Below are 16,649 nucleotides of genomic sequence, written 5' to 3'. Positions count from 1 at the left end.
TCTACCCCTCTATTTTGGCAAAAAAAGAGAGAAAATGCAAGGGAGAAGGGTAAAAGAAAAGACAAAAAGAACTCCGCTATCTTATCGGAGCTCTTTGATATGGTTTTTCTTGGTTTAAGAAAAGTCAGCCTTGCTTTTGACGTCGCTGTATTCTTCAGCGATTTCTTGGCTGAGAATATCCTCATAAGCAGGGAGTTGAATGTCCTGACCATATTTCTTCTTGAGGGCAGTAGTGACTAGGCGATAAGCTAGATTGGCATTGCGAGAGAGGATGGGCCCATGGAAGTAAGAACCAAAGACATTCTTATAATGAACCCCTTCGCCGACCTTTTCTTCGTTGTTTCCATTTCCATAAACCACTTGTCCCAGCGGTTTTTGGTCATCAGAAAGGAAGGTACGGCCTTGATGATTTTCAAAACCATAGTAGGTTTCATCGAAATCTTCATTGTGAATCTTGATGTCACCAATAAAGCGGTTATTGGTCTGGTTGAGGGTGTAGTGGCCCATGACCCCTAGCCCTTCGATACGTTTACCTGAAGCTTCAACATAATATTGCCCCAATAGTTGGAAACCGCCACAGATAGCGAGAACCACACCGTCATTTTGGATGTAGTTGTCAATGCTTTCTTTTTTAGCAGGTAGGTCGTCTGCAATGATACTCTGTTCAAAGTCTTGACCGCCACCGAAAAAGGCAATGTCGTAGTGATTTTCATCAAAATCATCATGAAGTGAAACGATGTCAACCGTCACATGGGCTCCTAGTTTTTCAGCCACATACTTGAGCATGAGGATGTTTCCATTGTCCCCGTAGGTATTCATGAGATTTCCGTAGAGGTGGGCAATGTTGAGCTGATAGGGGTAATTGCCAGCTTTTGAGGAAAGTGAAGTATAAACCATTAGTTCATCTCCTTTCTAACAATCTGACGACTAGCCAGCAGTTCGCGGAATTCCAGCATAGCAGTATAGGTAGCAAGGATATAGGCATGCTTACAATCTTGGTTTTCAATGGTTTTAAGAACTTGTTCCAGACTACTTGTTTCAGTGATTTTCTCAGCTGGATAGCCTGTTACTCGTAGACGACGTGCGATTTCAGAATGACGCACACCGCCAGCGTTGATTTCAGGGATGTCCATGTCAGTGATTTGTTCAAAATCAGCATCCCAGATCCAGCTGGTATCAATTCCATCTGCATAGTTAGCGTTAAGGAGGACAGATAGGCTAAATGGATAAGGAGCTAGTTTAATCATTTCGATAGCTTGGGTCGCACCGACTGGATTTTTAATCAAGACGAGGGTACATTCCTTGTCACCGATATGGAAGGTTTCTTGGCGTCCAAAGACAGCACGGCTCTTATCAAATCCCTGCTTGATTAGTTGGGAATCTGCGCCGAGGAAACGGGCGATAGCCACAGCAGCTAGGGCGTTGTAGATATTATAGAGCCCACCGATTTGAATACCGTATTCTTGTCCGTCAATGACAAAGCGAGAGCGATTGTTGGTTAACTCAACCAAGTCTGTCAAGCGATAGTCTAAATCAGGACGTTTACATCCGCAGTCTTCACAGATATAGGCACCCAAGTTTGCATAGGTATTATGCTCATATTTGAGGATGCCTTGGCAGTCAGGACAGAGGATTCCTTCGGTATTGTAGTGAGCCAGCTGGGCTGGACCTTTCTCCAAGTCAAAACCAAAATACTGTACAGGATTTGGAATAGCTGGCTTGTAGAAAAGTGGGCTGTCTCCATTAAGGAGAACAGTGGCAGTAGGCACTTTACGAATAGCATCCAAAATCATCTTGTAAGTTGTGTAAATCTCACCATAGCGGTCCATCTGGTCACGGAAGATATTGGTGATAACAAAAAGGCTTGGCTGGATATAGTCACAGATACGAGATAGACTGGCCTCATCGATTTCTAGAACGGCAATATTTTTCCCAGTTTTAGACGATTTGGCTGTTAAGAAGGTTGTCGCAATTCCTGTAATCATGTTGGCACCGCTTGGGTTGGTCAGAACTTGACCATAAACCTCTTTTAAAATGCCGACAGTGAGGGCAGTTGTCAAGGTTTTTCCGTTGGTTCCAGTGACCACGACAATCTCGTAGTTCTTAGCTAGGTTTTGTAAAATATCTTTATCAAATTGAAGGGCAAGTTTTCCTGGGAGCGTACTTCCACGGCCAAGACGGCTTAAAATAAAGTGGGAAGAACGCCCAGCAAGAAGGCCCAAAGTAGTTTTTAAGTTCATGTTTCTATTATATCATAAAAGAGGGAAAAGACAGATTTGATACTCAATGAAAATCAAAGAGCAAACTAGTAAGCTAGCCGCAGGCTGTACTTGAGTACGGCAAGGTGAAGCTGACGTAGTTTGAATTTGATTTTCGAAGAGTATGAGATTTCGCAGAAATGAAAACAGCCCTCAGAGGGCTGTTCGATACGATTAAATCTCAACTTAAATCGCAAACAAGTCATTCAAGTTCTCAGCCAAGGTTGGGTGAGTGAAGATTTGTTTTGTGAAGTAAGTGTAAGGAATCTTATTGTCCATAGCAACAGTGATGATGTTGATGATTTCTTGAGAACCTTCTGAGAAGATGCTTGCTCCAAGAATTTCTTTTGTTTCAGTATTAACAACAGCTTTGAAAGCTCCGCGAAGGTCTCCATTTACGTGACCGCGAGGCATTGCTGCAACAGGGATTTCCTTCACTGCGTATGGAAGTTTCAAATCAGCAGCTTGGCTTTCAGTCAAACCGACTTGTGAAAGTGCAGGTGTGATGAACATAGTGTTTGGTACATTGAGACGGTCTTCAAGTGTGTAGCTGCCATCTCCAGCAAGGTAGCTGTAAACAACACGGAAGTCATCAAGTGAAATGTAAGTAAATTGAAGGCCACCGTTGACATCTCCAACTGCAAAGACACCAGGAACGTTTGTTTGACAATGTTTGTCTACTTTAATAGCACCACGTTCAGTTAGTTCAATATCTGTATTTTCAAGTTGAAGTGGTTCTACATTTGGTTTGCGTCCAGTTGAGTAGAGAAGGGCGTCGAAACGGTAAGTTTCGTTTTCAGTTACAAGGAGCACTTGGTCACCATCGTTTTTGATTTCAGTAGTGCGGATATTTTGAAGCAATTCAATACCGTCTTCTTCCATGTATTGCTTAGCAAGAGCTGCGATGGAAGGTTCTGCACGAGGTAGGAAAGTATCCAAGGCATCTAGAACTGTAACCTTGCTTCCAAGTTTGTTGTAAAGACCAGCAAATTCAAGACCGATATTTCCGCCACCAAGGATTCCAAGTTTTTCAGGCAATTTGTCCAAGTTTTGAATACCTGTTGAGTCAAAGACGTTTTTGCTTGTAGCAAGTCCAGGGATTGGCAAGACGTTTGAAACAGCACCAGTGTTGATGACGATTGTTTCAGCGGTCAGTTCTTTCTTTTCATCACCAGCTTGGATTTCGATGACTTTATTTGAAAGGAAGTGAGCTTCCGCATCAAAGATATCCACGCCTGTACCTGCAACAGTAGCATAGTTTTTACCATTGAGGCGACCAGTGATAGTATTTTTGGTAGCAATCACTTCTTCAAAAGACAAGTCTTTCTCAGCAGCAACTAGTAAAGTTTTAGTTGGGATACAACCAATGTTGATACAAGTTCCACCATACATAGCTTTACTACGTTCAACGAGGGCAACTTTTTTGCCAGCTGAAGCCAATTTACCAGCTAGTGTTTTACCAGCTTTACCAAATCCGATAACGATTAAATCATAAGTTAACATTTAGAATTCCTCCTTTTCGACTTTCATTCTAGCACAAGAAAAAAACTTTTGCACAATTCTGCTACGAAAAAGACAGAAAAAGCTAAAAACGCTTTCCAAACAAAAAACTAGTAATTTTTTGACAAGCTTGATAAACTAAAATCCTATCTATTTTTATATAAGATAGAATAAATGTTCGAAAATAGGAGGTTTTATGAAATTGAATCGTTATATTATTGCTTTTGCTGGGGTCATTTTACACTTAATGCTGGGTTCGACTTATGCTTGGAGTGTTTATCGCAACCCTATTATTGAAAAAACGGGATGGGATCAGGCTTCTGTTGCCTTTGCCTTTAGTCTAGCAATCTTTTGTTTGGGATTATCGGCTGCATTTATGGGGCGTTTGGTAGAAAAATTTGGTCCGAGAGTCATGGGGAGTCTATCTGCTTTTCTATACGCAGGTGGAAATATCTTAACAGGATTTGCAATAGACCGTCAGGAGCTGTGGTTGTTGTATCTCGCTTATGGCATTTTAGGTGGGCTTGGTTTGGGAGCAGGCTATATTACCCCTGTGTCAACGATTATAAAATGGTTTCCTGATAAACGTGGTCTCGCAACAGGTTTAGCGATTATGGGGTTTGGTTTTGCTTCTTTATTGACTAGTCCCATAGCGCAACATCTCATCGCAGGGGTAGGGCTTGTAGAAACTTTTTATATTTTAGGTGCAAGTTACTTTATTATCATGCTCCTAGCTTCACAATTCATTAAGCGTCCAAATGAGCAAGAGCTTGCAATTTTATCTGTTTCAGGGAAAGAAAAAATAACCTCTTTGACGCAAGGAATGGCTGCAAATCAGGCCCTGAAAAGCAATCGGTTTTATATACTTTGGATTATTTTCTTTATCAACATAGCTTGTGGTTTAGGCTTAATTTCAGCGGCATCGCCAATGGCACAGGAGATGGCTGGCTTGTCTACAAGTCATGCAGCAGTAATGGTGGGCGTTTTAGGGATTTTCAATGGGTTTGGTCGTTTGCTCTGGGCGAGTTTATCTGACTATATCGGTCGCCCTCTAACCTTTAGTATATTACTGCTTGTCAATCTTTTCTTTTCTCTCTCGCTTTGGCTCTTTACAAATTCCGTTTTATTTGTAGTCGCTATGTCTATTTTGATGACTTGCTATGGAGCTGGTTTTTCATTGATTCCGGCTTATCTCAGTGATATTTTTGGAACCAAGGAATTGGCCGCTCTGCATGGATATATTTTAACAGCTTGGGCAATGGCTGGTTTAGCAGGACCTATTTTATTAGCAGAGACTTATAAAATGGCTCATTCTTACACACAAACCTTGTTCGTTTTTCTCATTTTATATAGTATAGCCTTGGCTTTGTCTTATTATCTAGGTCGTTCAATCAAAAAGGAAAGCCAAAAACCGCTTACATGATTTTCTAGAGAAATTGGGCTATCTTTTAAGCTTGTCTTGTGTTATACTAGATAGGTTGCAAAGAAAACAGTACTTTTCTTTTGTGGAAAAGAAGCAACACGATTTTATATCCAGTATATGAAAATCCGTCATAAAAAGAAAAGTATAAACTAAGCCCTATAGGGTGGCTTCGCACCACCTTTAGAAAGAAGAATAACGTGAAATTTAATGAATTAAACTTGTCTGCTGATTTGCTAGCAGAGATTGAAAAAGCTGGTTTTGTAGAAGCCAGTCCGATCCAAGAACAAACTATTCCCTTGGCTCTTGAAGGTAAGGACGTTATCGGTCAAGCTCAGACTGGTACAGGAAAAACTGCAGCCTTTGGCTTGCCTACCCTTGAAAAAATCCGTACAGAAGAAGCGACCATCCAAGCTTTGGTTATCGCTCCAACACGTGAACTTGCTGTCCAAAGTCAAGAAGAACTCTTCCGCTTTGGCCGTAGCAAGGGAGTGAAAGTTCGCTCAGTTTACGGTGGTTCCAGCATTGAAAAACAAATCAAAGCTCTTAAATCTGGTGCCCATATCGTGGTGGGAACTCCAGGTCGCCTCTTGGACTTGATTAAACGCAAGGCCTTGAAATTACAAGATATTGAAACTCTCATCCTTGACGAAGCAGATGAAATGCTCAACATGGGCTTCCTTGAAGATATCGAAGCGATCATTTCTCGTGTCCCTGAAAACCGTCAAACCCTACTCTTCTCAGCAACTATGCCAGATGCCATCAAGCGTATCGGTGTTCAGTTTATGAAAGAACCTGAGCATGTGAAGATTGCTGCCAAGGAATTGACAACAGAATTGGTTGACCAATACTATATCCGAGTTAAAGAACAAGAAAAATTTGATACCATGACCCGTCTCATGGACGTGGAACAACCAGAACTTGCTATCGTATTTGGTCGTACAAAACGCCGTGTAGATGAATTGACTCGTGGTCTGAAAATCCGTGGCTTCCGTGCAGAAGGAATTCATGGAGACCTAGACCAAAACAAACGTCTTCGTGTCCTTCGTGACTTTAAAAATGGCAATCTTGATGTTTTGGTTGCGACAGACGTTGCAGCGCGTGGGTTGGATATTTCAGGTGTGACCCATGTCTACAACTACGATATTCCACAAGATCCTGAAAGTTATGTTCACCGTATCGGGCGTACAGGTCGTGCTGGTAAATCAGGTCAGTCTATTACCTTCGTTTCACCTAATGAAATGGGTTACCTCCAAATCATCGAGAACTTGACAAAGAAACGCATGAAAGGTCTCAAACCTGCAAGTGCAGAAGAAGCCTTCCAAGCTAAAAAGCAAGTAGCTCTTAAGAAAATCGAACGTGATTTTGCTAATGAGGAGATTCGTAGCAACTTTGAGAAGTTTGGCAAGGATGCTCGTCAATTGGCCTCAGAATTTAGTCCTGAAGAATTGGCCATGTATATTCTCAGCTTAACAGTTCAGGATCCAGATAGTCTTCCTGAAGTGGAGATTGCGCGTGAAAAACCACTGCCGTTTAAACCATCAGGTAATGGCTTCGGTGGTAAAGGTAAGGGAGGTCGTGGAGGCCGTCGTGGGGACGACCGTCGAGACCGTGATCGCCGTGGCAATGGTCGTCGTGATGATTTCAAAAAAGGAAGTCGTGGCAATGATCGTTTTGATAAAGACAGACGTTACCGTAATAAAGACAATAAAAAACCACGCAATACTTCAAGCGAAAAGCAAACAGGCTTTGTTATTCGTAACAAGGGTGACAAATAAGAAAAAGCGGTTCAAAATGAATCGCTTTTTTATATAAGGAGACCAAGGTTGAAAGAAGATGGTGATAGCAAAGGATAGGTGAAATGGAAAGGTATTATCCATCCATCTTCTTATGATAATATAATATCAAAAATAAATTAGGTTGTCAACAAGAAAACCTAATTTTCTAAAATATTTCAGCTAGTCTAAATTGCAATTAAATAAGCAATTTTCAGATAATAATTGAAAATTCAAGCTTTTTATGTTATAATGATAGCGATTAAATTCGAGGTGAAAAATGGCACATTTACTAGAAAAAACAAGAAAAATTACTTCTATCCTGAAGCGCTCGGAGGAGCAGTTGCAGGAAGAACTTCCCTACAATGCGATTACCCGTCAATTGGCAGATATTATTGACTGTAACGCTTGTATCGTCAATAGCAAGGGACGTCTCCTTGGTTATTTTATGCGTTATAAAACCAATACAGATCGTGTAGAGCAATTCTTCCAAACTAAGATTTTCCCAGATGACTACATTCAAGGTGCGAACATGATTTACGATACAGAAGCCAATCTGACAGTTGATCATGATTTGAGTATTTTCCCTGTAGAGAGTCGTTCGGATTTTCCAGATGGCTTGACAACCATTGCACCGATTCATGTATCAGGGATTCGCCTTGGTTCTTTGATTATTTGGCGCAATGATAAAAAATTTGAAGACGAGGACTTGATTCTTGTTGAGATTGCGAGTACCGTTGTTGGAATTCAACTCCTCAACTTCCAGCGTGAAGAAGATGAGAAAAATATCCGTCGCCGTACTGCTGTTACCATGGCGGTTAATACTCTGTCTTACTCCGAACTCCGTGCTGTTTCAGCAATTTTAGGGGAATTAAATGGAAATGAAGGGCAGTTGACTGCGTCTGTGATTGCAGACCGTATCGGTATTACCCGTTCTGTGATTGTCAATGCTCTTCGTAAACTTGAGTCTGCGGGAATTATTGAAAGTCGCTCACTTGGAATGAAGGGAACCTACCTTAAGGTCTTGATTTCAGATATTTTTGAAGAAGTGAAGAAAAGAGATTACTAATGACTAAAGCTTTGATTTCGATTGATTATACAGAAGATTTTGTTGCCGACAGTGGTAAATTGACAGCAGGTGCTCCAGCTCAAGCTATTTCGGAAGCCATTAGTAAGGTGACTCGATTAGCTTTTGAACGAGGAGATTACATCTTCTTTACCATTGATGCTCATGAAGAAAACGATTGTTTCCATCCAGAAAGCAAGCTATTTCCTCCTCACAATTTGATTGGGACGAGTGGACGGAATTTATACGGAGATTTGGGAACCTTTTATCAAGAGCATGGTTCAGACAGTCGAGTTTTTTGGATGGATAAACGCCATTATTCAGCATTTTCAGGGACTGACCTAGATATTCGTTTGAGAGAGCGTCGAATTTCTACAGTTATCTTAACAGGTGTCTTGACGGATATCTGTGTTCTGCATACAGCTATAGATGCCTATAATCTAGGATATGACATCGAGATTGTTCAACCAGCCGTTGCTTCTATCTGGCCTGAAAATCATCAATTTGCTCTAGGCCATTTCAAAAATACACTTGGAGCTAAGTTAGTAGATGAGAAGCTAAATGAACTTTCAGAGTAATTTAGTTGATGAAATGAAAAAAATTTGAAAAAAGTGTTGACAAGAGTCCTAAAAGTTGATATACTAGTAAAGTAATCGACGCGGGGATGGCGGAATTGGCAGACGCGCAGGACTAAGGATCCTGTGACCGCTTTAGGTCGTGAGGGTTCAAGTCCCTCTCTCCGCATAGGATAAGAGTTAGCTTAGGCTAGCTCTTTTGTTTTCATCTAATTCAAGTAGAGCAAAAAAATTTTTGCTCTTTTTTTGCATTTCATAAACATTTCATATTTGGATTTTATAATAGTCTTACAAATATGGAGGTGACAAATGAATCCAATCCAAAGAGCTTGGGCTTATGTCAGCAGAAAACGACTGAGAAGTTTTATTTTATTTCTAATTTTATTGGTCCTATTGGCTGGAATTTCAGCCTGTTTGACTCTGATGAAGTCCAACAAAACAGTTGAAACCAATCTTTACAAATCACTCAACACATCTTTTTCGATTAAGAAGATAGAAAATGGTCAGACTTTCAAGCTGTCGGACCTAGTATCTGTAAGCAAGATTAAGGGACTGGAAAATGTCTCTCCTGAACTCGAGACGGTCGCAAAATTAAAAGACAAGGAAGCGGTGAGTGGCGAGCAGAGCGTGGAGCGTGATGATTTATCAGCTGCAGACAAAAACTTGGTTAGTTTAACAGCTCTTGAGGATTCATCTAAGGATGTGATCTTTACCAGCTCGGCTTTCAATCTAAAAGAAGGGCGACACCTTCAAAAAGGGGATTCCAAGAAAATCTTGATCCACGAAGAGTTGGCCAAGAAGAACGGTCTTACGCTTCATGATAAGATTAGCTTGGATGCTGGACAGTCAGAATCTGGCAAAGGACAAACAGTAGAGTTTGAGATTGTCGGCATCTTTTCTGGTAAAAAACAGGAGAAATTCACAGGCTTATCTTCCGACTTCAGTGAAAACCAAGTCTTTACAGACTATGAAAGTAGCCAAATCCTTTTGGAAAATGGTGAACCTCAAGTCAGTTCAGCTCGCTTCTATGTAGAAAATCCTAAGGAAATGGATGGACTTATGAAGCAGGTGGAAAACTTAGTCTTGGAAAGTCAAGGCTACCAAGTCGAGAAGGAAAGCAAGGCTTTTGAACAAATCAAAGACTCAGTTGCTACCTTCCAAACCTTCCTGACCATCTTCCTTTATGGGATGTTGATAGCTGGAGCTGGAGCCTTAATTTTGGTCTTGTCTCTTTGGTTGAGAGAAAGGGTTTACGAAGTGGGAATCCTTCTGGCACTTGGAAAAGGCAAGAGCTCGATCTTCCTACAATTCTGTTTAGAGGTGGTTTTGGTATCTATCGGTGCTTTGCTTCCGGCATTTGTTGCAGGAAACGCCATTACATCCTATCTGCTCCAATCTGTCCTAGCAAGTGGAGATCAGGCAAGCTTACAAGATACACTAGCTAAAGCAAGCAGTCTATCAACTAATATCCTATCATTTGCAGAATCCTATGTTTTTCTAGTTCTGCTTAGTTGCTTATCTGTAGCCCTTTGTTTCCTATTCTTATTTAGAAAATCACCTAAAGAAATTTTATCATCTATTAGTTAAGAAGGAGAAATCATGACTTTATTACAATTACAAGATGTTACCTACCGTTATAAGAACACTGCTGAAGCAGTCCTATATCAGATCAATTATAATTTTGAACCCGGGAAATTTTACAGTATTATTGGGGAGTCAGGAGCAGGAAAATCCACACTCTTGTCCCTACTTGCTGGTCTAGATAGTCCTGTTGAAGGTTCTATCCTTTTTCAAGGAGAGGATATTCGTAAGAAGGGCTATTCTTACCATCGCATGCACCATATTTCCCTGGTCTTTCAAAATTATAACTTGATAGATTATCTTTCTCCACTGGAAAATATCCGCTTGGTCAACAAAAAGGCAAGCAAGGATACACTGCTTGAGCTTGGTTTGGATGAAAGTCAGATCAAGCGGAATGTTCTCCAGTTATCAGGGGGGCAACAGCAACGTGTTGCAATTGCTCGTAGTTTGGTATCGGAAGCTCCAGTTATTCTAGCTGATGAGCCAACAGGAAATCTGGACCCTAAAACTGCTGGAGATATTGTCGAACTGCTCAAATCACTTGCCCAAAAAACAGGTAAATGTGTCATCGTCGTAACTCACAGCAAAGAAGTGGCACAAGCGTCAGATATTACACTTGAATTGAAGGACAAGAAACTGACTGAAACTCGCAATACGACGAAATAATATGAGCTTTTTCTGTTAGAACTATAAAGTAAAACAAAATCTAGAAAGGGAACCTATGTTACACAACGCATTTGCCTATGTTACAAGGAAGTTTTTCAAATCGATTGTCATCTTCCTGATTATTCTCCTTATGGCGAGCTTGAGTTTGGTCGGCTTGTCGATCAAGGGAGCTACTGCCAAGGCTTCTCAGGAGACCTTTAAAAATATCACCAACAGCTTCTCCATGCAAATCAATCGTCGCGTTAATCAAGGAACGCCACGTGGTGCTGGTAATATCAAGGGTGAAGATATCAAAAAAATCACCGAAAATAAGGCCATCGAGTCTTATGTTAAACGCATTAATGCCATTGGAGATTTGAGTGGATATGAACTTATCGAAACTCCAGAAACCAAGAAAAATCTGACACCTGACCGTGCTAAACATTTTGGAAGTAGCTTGATGATTACAGGTGTCAATGACTCTTCTAAAGAAGACAAGTTTGTCTCTGGTTCTTATAAGTTGGTCGAAGGTGAGCACCTAACTAACGATGACAAAAACAAGATTCTCATGCACAAGGACTTGGCAGCCAAACACGGCTGGAAAGTAGGGGACAAGGTCAAACTAGACTCTAATATCTACGATGCAGACAATGAAAAAGGTGCCAAGGAAACAGTCGAAGTGACAATCAAGGGACTCTTTGATGGTCACAATAAGTCGGCAGTAACCTACTCACAAGAACTATACGAGAACACAGCTATCACAGACATCCATACGGCTGCTAAACTATATGGTTACACAGAAGACACAGCTATTTATGGGGACGCAACCTTCTTTGTAACAGCGGACAAGAACTTGGATGATGTTATGAAAGAGTTGAATGGCATCAGTGGTATCAACTGGAAGAGCTATACACTCGTTAAGAGCTCATCTAACTACCCAGCTCTTGAGCAATCCATCACTGGCATGTACAAGATGGCCAACCTCCTCTTCTGGGGCAGCTTGAGCTTCTCAGTTCTTCTCCTTGCCCTCTTGCTCAGCCTTTGGATCAATGCCCGTCGCAAGGAAGTGGGTATTCTCCTCTCTATCGGTCTCAAGAAGGCAAGTATCTTGGGTCAATTCATCACTGAATCCATCTTGATTGCCATACCTGCTCTTGTTTCTGCTTACTTCTTAGCTACTTACACAGCGCGTGCAATCGGAAATACTGTTCTTGCCAATGTCACTTCAGGTGTTGCCAAGCAAGCCAGCAAGGCAGCTCAAGCCTCTAACCTTGGTGGTGGTGCAGAAGTAGATGGTTTTAGCAAGACCTTGTCGAGCCTAGATATTTCTATTCAGACATCAGACTTTATCATCGTCTTTGTCCTAGCCTTGGTTCTAGTGGTTCTCGTTATGGCGCTTGCTTCAAGCAATCTCCTCAGAAAACAACCCAAAGAGCTTCTGCTGGATAGCGAATAACAAACTTGCTACCTATTCTCCCCTAAATGGGGTATAATATAGGTAGCATTTTTATCTGTTTTGTCTTGGTAAATCCTCTGTTTATCAGGATGAAAGCAAGTTGCTTTACAAGAAATTTAAAGGAATGTGAAACGTTTTTCTATGAAAATTTTAATTGTAGAAGATGAAGAGATGATCCGTGAGGGGATCAGTGATTATTTGACGGATTGTGGTTATGAAACTATTGAGGCAGCGGACGGTCAGGAAGCACTGGAGCAATTTTCTAGCTATGAGGTAGCCCTGGTTTTACTGGATATCCAGATGCCCAAGCTCAACGGCCTAGAAGTCCTAGCTGAGATTCGTAAAACCAGTCAGGTTCCTGTATTGATGCTGACTGCCTTTCAGGATGAGGAATACAAGATGAGTGCCTTTGCCTCTCTGGCAGATGGCTATCTGGAAAAACCATTCTCCCTTTCTCTCTTAAAAGTGAGGGTAGATGCGATTTTCAAACGCTATTATGATACAGGACGAATCTTCTCCTATAAAGATGCCAGGGTGGATTTTGAGAGCTACAGTGCCAGCCTAGCAGGTGAGGAAGTAGCCATCAATGCTAAAGAGTTGGAAATTCTTGATTATTTGGTTAAAAATGAAGGAAGGGCCTTGACTCGTTCTCAGATAATCGATGCTGTCTGGAAGGTGACAGATGAGGTTCCTTTTGACCGTGTCATTGATGTCTATATCAAGGAATTGCGGAAAAAGCTGGACTTGGACTGCATCCTCACTGTGCGCAATGTTGGTTATAAATTGGAGCGAAAATGAAACGAACAGGTTTATTTAAAAAGATATTTATCTATACCTTCTCGATTTTTAGTGTTCTGGTAATTTGCCTTCATTTAGCCATTTATTTTCTCTTTCCTTCGACTTATCTGAGTCATCGTCAGGAAACCATTGGCCAGAAAGCGACAGCCATTGCCCAGTCCCTAGAAGGTAAGAATAGGCAGAGTATCGAGCAAGTGTTAGAGCTGTATTCCCAGACTAGTGATATCAAGGGGGCCGTCAAGGGAGAGATGACCGAGGACAAGTTGGAGGTCAAGGAAAGTCTTCCTCTGGACACAGACCGCCAGACAACCTCGCTTTTTATTGAGGAGCGGGAGGTGACAACGCAGGACGGTGGTACCATGATTCTCCAGTTTCTAGCGTCCATGGATTTGCAAAAGGAAGCAGAGCAGATTAGTCTACAATTTCTCCCTTATACTTTGCTGGCCTCCTTTCTGATTTCCCTCTTGGTAGCCTATATCTATGCTCGGACCATTGTTGCTCCGATATTGGAAATCAAGCGAGTGACCCGTCGGATGATGGATTTGGATGTCCAAGTGCGATTACGTGTGGATTCTAAGGATGAGATTGGTGATCTCAAGGAACAAATTAATAGCCTTTACCAGCATCTTTTGACTGTTATTGCGGACTTGCATGATAAGAATGAAGCTATTCTCCAGCTGGAGAAGATGAAGGTCGAATTTTTACGAGGTGCTTCTCATGAATTGAAAACACCTCTGGCTAGTTTGAAAATCCTGATTGAAAACATGAAAGAAAATGTCGGGCGTTATAAGGATAGAGACCACTATCTGGGAGTTGCCTTAGGAATTGTGGATGAGCTTAATCACCATGTTCTCCAGATACTTTCTCTCTCGTCTGTACAGGAATTACGAGATGATAGGGAACAAATTGACTTACACCAGATGACGCAAAGTCTGGTTAAGGATTATGTCTTGCTAGCTAAGGAAAGGGAACTCCAGATAGACAATAGTTTGACCCATCAGCAGGCTTATCTAAACCCATCAGTTATGAAGTTGATCCTATCTAATCTCATCAGCAATGCCATTAAGCACTCTGTTCCAGGTGGCTTAGTTCGAATTGGAGAAAGAGAAGGGGAGCTTTTTATCGAGAATAGCTGTAGCCCAGAAGAACAAGAAAAACTAGCCCAGTCTTTTTCTGACAATGCTAGTCGCAAGGCCAAAGGGTCTGGGATGGGGCTCTTTGTGGTCAAGAGTCTATTGGAACATGAAAAATTACCTTATCGTTTTGAGATGCAGGAGAATTGTTTGACCTTCTTCATAGCTTTTCCAAAAGTCGCCCAAGACTAGGGAGAGAAAGGGTTTACATAGATGAAGCTAGAAGAAATTCAATCGAAACTACGGGAAAAACTAGATTTTTTTGTCAAAAAGTGATAAAATGAACAATGTAAATGGGATGTCCCATAAAAATATACAGGAGGCCTGATAAAATGGCAATCGTTTCAGCAGAAAAATTTGTCCAAGCAGCTCGTGACAACGGTTATGCAGTTGGTGGATTTAACACAAACAACCTTGAGTGGACTCAAGCTATCTTGCGCGCAGCAGAAGCTAAAAAAGCTCCAGTTTTGATCCAAACTTCAATGGGTGCTGCTAAATACATGGGTGGTTACAAAGTTGCTCGCAACTTGATCGCTAACCTTGTTGAATCAATGGGTATCACTGTACCAGTAGCTATCCACCTTGACCACGGTCACTACGAAGATGCACTTGAGTGTATCGAAGTTGGTTACACTTCAATCATGTTTGACGGTTCACACCTTCCAGTTGAAGAAAACCTTAAATTGGCTAAAGAAGTTGTTGAAAAAGCACACGCTAAAGGTATCTCAGTAGAAGCTGAAGTTGGTACTATCGGTGGTGAAGAAGACGGAATCATCGGTAAAGGTGAATTGGCTCCAATCGAAGACGCTAAAGCAATGGTTGAAACTGGTATCGACTTCTTGGCAGCTGGTATCGGTAACATCCACGGTCCTTACCCAGCAAACTGGGAAGGTCTTGATCTTGATCACTTGCAAAAATTGACAGAAGCTCTTCCAGGATTCCCAATCGTATTGCACGGTGGATCAGGTATTCCTGATGAGCAAATCCAAGCAGCTATCAAACTTGGTGTTGCGAAAGTTAACGTTAACACTGAATGCCAAATCGCATTCGCTAACGCAACTCGTAAATTTGCTCGTGACTACGAAGCAAACGAAGCAGAATACGACAAGAAAAAACTCTTCGACCCACGTAAATTCTTGGCTGACGGTGTAAAAGCTATCCAAGCATCAGTTGAAGAACGTATCGACGTATTCGGTTCAGAAGGTAAAGCTTAATCTAGCTGAATAATACAGATGAAACCTGCCCATTGGGTGGGTTTTTTGTGTCTGAATATATAGCGAATATACTATAGAAGAACCAATCTTAAGTTGCTAAAAGGTTCTATTTTTTGTACAATAATGCTATGAAAAAACTAAAATGTAATCTTGGTTTTAGAGAAGCTTTTTTGTTTTTTTTTTAGTTTAAATAAATTTTAAAAATACTAATTAAAAAAATAATGAAATAATAGTAATTCAACATATGGTATAATAGAATGAAATCAAGGAATGGCAACCTATTCACCTTAAATCGAAATAATATAAAGATACGAGGAGATTATAAGATGAACAATTATATAAAATTAAATAAAGATAGATGGAATAATGTAAAAAATGACTATACTGAGCCATTGACACATGAAGAATTAGAAGAAGCTAGGAAACATCCAATTTCTGTTGCCTTAACTGTTGGGAAAAAAGTTCCAAAAGAATGGTTTGAAAAAGCAAACGGAAAAAAGATATTAGGTTTAGCTTGTGGTGGAGGACAACAGGGACCAGTTTTTGCTGTAAAAGGTTATGATGTAACCATAATGGATTTTTCTAAATCACAATTACAAAGAGATGAGATGGTTGCTAAAAGAGAAGGCTTAAAAATTAATACAGTTCAAGGTGATATGACAGAACCATTTCCATTTGAAAATGAAACTTTTGATATTATTTTTAATCCAGTTTCAAATGTATATATAGAGGATTTGGAAAATATGTATAAAGAAGCCTCTCGAGTATTGAAAAAGGGTGGATTGTTGATGGTCGGATTTATGAATCCTTGGATATACATGTATGATGCTGATATTGTATGGGACAAACCTGATGAGGAACTGCTTTTGAAGTTTTTATTACCTTTTAATTCAAAAGAGCTTGAAGAGGAAGGAAAGATAACCATAAATCCAGAATATGGATATGAATTTAGCCATACTTTAGAAACTCAGATTAGAGGACAACTTAAAAATGGTTTTGCTATGATTGATTTTTATGAATCATGTGACAAAAGACATCGATTATCACGTTATGGGAATGACTATGTAGCTACACTTAGCATTAAACTATGATCTTATGAAACATACTTCAAGAGCATGGCCCGTTTTATGTTCCGTAAGGGTTACAATCTAAATCTCAGTTTGTCGAAGTAAGATAATCAAAGAAAATTAGAGAGAGGAAGTAAAAGCGGTAAATTGCAGATACTTCC

Annotated in this window: 14 protein-coding genes and 1 tRNA gene; 12 read left to right on the top strand and 3 right to left on the bottom strand. The window is 40.6% G+C overall.

The features are described 5' to 3' along the window. Positions 1 to 114: 114 nt before the first annotated feature. The 3 genes from gatD to HT731_RS01945 all read right to left on the bottom strand — a co-directional run bounded on the left by gatD (position 115) and on the right by HT731_RS01945 (position 3,761). Positions 115 to 897: a lipid II isoglutaminyl synthase subunit GatD gene (gene gatD, locus HT731_RS01955; protein ID WP_000263163.1), complete on the bottom strand. Its 783-nt coding sequence runs from the start codon at positions 895 to 897 to the stop codon at positions 115 to 117. Next, on the bottom strand, positions 897 to 2,240 hold the full coding sequence (murT, locus tag HT731_RS01950; protein ID WP_061759464.1) for a lipid II isoglutaminyl synthase subunit MurT: 1,344 nt from the start codon (positions 2,238 to 2,240) through the stop codon (positions 897 to 899). The genes gatD and murT overlap by 1 nt, the downstream gene beginning before the upstream one ends. 204 nt (positions 2,241 to 2,444) lie before the next feature. Continuing rightward, positions 2,445 to 3,761 (bottom strand): FAD-containing oxidoreductase, encoded by a 1,317-nt coding sequence (locus HT731_RS01945; RefSeq protein ID WP_000958930.1) that lies wholly within the window; start codon positions 3,759 to 3,761, stop codon positions 2,445 to 2,447. A 193-nt stretch (positions 3,762 to 3,954) separates the two neighbouring features. Between HT731_RS01945 and HT731_RS01940 the strand changes: the two genes are divergently transcribed. From HT731_RS01940 to HT731_RS01885, 12 genes are all read left to right on the top strand, one after another. Then, entirely contained in the window at positions 3,955 to 5,181 is a 1,227-nt protein-coding gene (locus HT731_RS01940; RefSeq protein WP_000774076.1) for an OFA family MFS transporter, read from the top strand. Positions 5,182 to 5,378: 197 nt separating this feature from the next. Continuing rightward, a complete protein-coding gene (locus tag HT731_RS01935; RefSeq protein WP_061759465.1) occupies positions 5,379 to 6,956 on the top strand; it encodes a DEAD/DEAH box helicase in 1,578 nt (525 codons plus the stop codon). A gap of 277 nt (positions 6,957 to 7,233) precedes the next feature. Continuing rightward, entirely contained in the window at positions 7,234 to 8,022 is a 789-nt protein-coding gene (codY, locus tag HT731_RS01930; RefSeq protein ID WP_000940740.1) for a GTP-sensing pleiotropic transcriptional regulator CodY, read from the top strand. Continuing rightward, positions 8,022 to 8,597 carry an isochorismatase family cysteine hydrolase gene (locus HT731_RS01925; RefSeq protein WP_049539920.1) on the top strand — a complete coding sequence of 192 codons (576 nt, stop codon included), beginning with the start codon at positions 8,022 to 8,024 and terminating at the stop codon, positions 8,595 to 8,597. The genes codY and HT731_RS01925 overlap by 1 nt, the downstream gene beginning before the upstream one ends. Positions 8,598 to 8,677: 80 nt before the next feature. Beyond that, positions 8,678 to 8,763, top strand: a tRNA-Leu gene (locus HT731_RS01920). A gap of 140 nt (positions 8,764 to 8,903) precedes the next feature. Next, on the top strand, positions 8,904 to 10,181 hold the full coding sequence (locus tag HT731_RS01915; protein ID WP_061759466.1) for an ABC transporter permease: 1,278 nt from the start codon (positions 8,904 to 8,906) through the stop codon (positions 10,179 to 10,181). 12 nt (positions 10,182 to 10,193) lie between these two features. After that, the gene (gene vex2 / locus HT731_RS01910; protein ID WP_000173751.1) at positions 10,194 to 10,841 is read left to right on the top strand and encodes an ABC transporter ATP-binding subunit Vex2; all 648 of its coding nucleotides are present in this window, start codon (positions 10,194 to 10,196) and stop codon (positions 10,839 to 10,841) included. 55 nt (positions 10,842 to 10,896) lie between these two features. Then, complete coding sequence (vex3, locus tag HT731_RS01905) at positions 10,897 to 12,276, top strand: ABC transporter permease subunit Vex3 (protein WP_061759467.1); 1,380 nt, start codon at positions 10,897 to 10,899, stop codon at positions 12,274 to 12,276. A 141-nt stretch (positions 12,277 to 12,417) separates the two neighbouring features. Beyond that, complete coding sequence (gene vncR, locus HT731_RS01900; protein ID WP_000697944.1) at positions 12,418 to 13,074, top strand: response regulator transcription factor VncR; 657 nt, start codon at positions 12,418 to 12,420, stop codon at positions 13,072 to 13,074. Then, positions 13,071 to 14,399 carry a sensor histidine kinase VncS gene (gene vncS / locus HT731_RS01895; RefSeq protein ID WP_140834126.1) on the top strand — a complete coding sequence of 443 codons (1,329 nt, stop codon included), beginning with the start codon at positions 13,071 to 13,073 and terminating at the stop codon, positions 14,397 to 14,399. The genes vncR and vncS overlap by 4 nt, the downstream gene beginning before the upstream one ends. 140 nt (positions 14,400 to 14,539) lie before the next feature. Continuing rightward, a complete protein-coding gene (locus tag HT731_RS01890; RefSeq protein ID WP_001019001.1) occupies positions 14,540 to 15,421 on the top strand; it encodes a class II fructose-bisphosphate aldolase in 882 nt (293 codons plus the stop codon). A 326-nt stretch (positions 15,422 to 15,747) separates the two neighbouring features. Next, positions 15,748 to 16,512, top strand: coding sequence for a class I SAM-dependent methyltransferase (locus HT731_RS01885; protein WP_140834128.1), 765 nt, complete (start codon positions 15,748 to 15,750; stop codon positions 16,510 to 16,512). Positions 16,513 to 16,649: the final 137 nt, after the last annotated feature.

The sequence above is a fragment of the Streptococcus sp. k-163 genome (genome assembly GCF_013277555.1).
Classification (GTDB): Bacteria; Bacillota; Bacilli; order Lactobacillales; family Streptococcaceae; genus Streptococcus.
Note: the sequence above shows the minus strand (reverse complement) of the source record. Positions and strands in the feature narration are given on the sequence as shown.

What these genes read in the sequence shown, in the direction of transcription:
- gatD (WP_000263163.1), bottom strand. Translation starts at nt 897, where the DNA reads ATGGTTTATACTTCACTTTCCTCAAAAGCTGGCAATTACCCCTATCAG.
- vex2 (WP_000173751.1), top strand. Translation starts at nt 10,194, where the DNA reads ATGACTTTATTACAATTACAAGATGTTACCTACCGTTATAAGAACACT.
- vncS (WP_140834126.1), top strand. Translation starts at nt 13,071, where the DNA reads ATGAAACGAACAGGTTTATTTAAAAAGATATTTATCTATACCTTCTCG.
- vncR (WP_000697944.1), top strand. Translation starts at nt 12,418, where the DNA reads ATGAAAATTTTAATTGTAGAAGATGAAGAGATGATCCGTGAGGGGATC.
- vex3 (WP_061759467.1), top strand. Translation starts at nt 10,897, where the DNA reads ATGTTACACAACGCATTTGCCTATGTTACAAGGAAGTTTTTCAAATCG.
- HT731_RS01925 (WP_049539920.1), top strand. Translation starts at nt 8,022, where the DNA reads ATGACTAAAGCTTTGATTTCGATTGATTATACAGAAGATTTTGTTGCC.
- HT731_RS01885 (WP_140834128.1), top strand. Translation starts at nt 15,748, where the DNA reads ATGAACAATTATATAAAATTAAATAAAGATAGATGGAATAATGTAAAA.
- HT731_RS01915 (WP_061759466.1), top strand. Translation starts at nt 8,904, where the DNA reads ATGAATCCAATCCAAAGAGCTTGGGCTTATGTCAGCAGAAAACGACTG.
- murT (WP_061759464.1), bottom strand. Translation starts at nt 2,240, where the DNA reads ATGAACTTAAAAACTACTTTGGGCCTTCTTGCTGGGCGTTCTTCCCAC.
- HT731_RS01890 (WP_001019001.1), top strand. Translation starts at nt 14,540, where the DNA reads ATGGCAATCGTTTCAGCAGAAAAATTTGTCCAAGCAGCTCGTGACAAC.
- HT731_RS01945 (WP_000958930.1), bottom strand. Translation starts at nt 3,761, where the DNA reads ATGTTAACTTATGATTTAATCGTTATCGGATTTGGTAAAGCTGGTAAA.
- codY (WP_000940740.1), top strand. Translation starts at nt 7,234, where the DNA reads ATGGCACATTTACTAGAAAAAACAAGAAAAATTACTTCTATCCTGAAG.
- HT731_RS01940 (WP_000774076.1), top strand. Translation starts at nt 3,955, where the DNA reads ATGAAATTGAATCGTTATATTATTGCTTTTGCTGGGGTCATTTTACAC.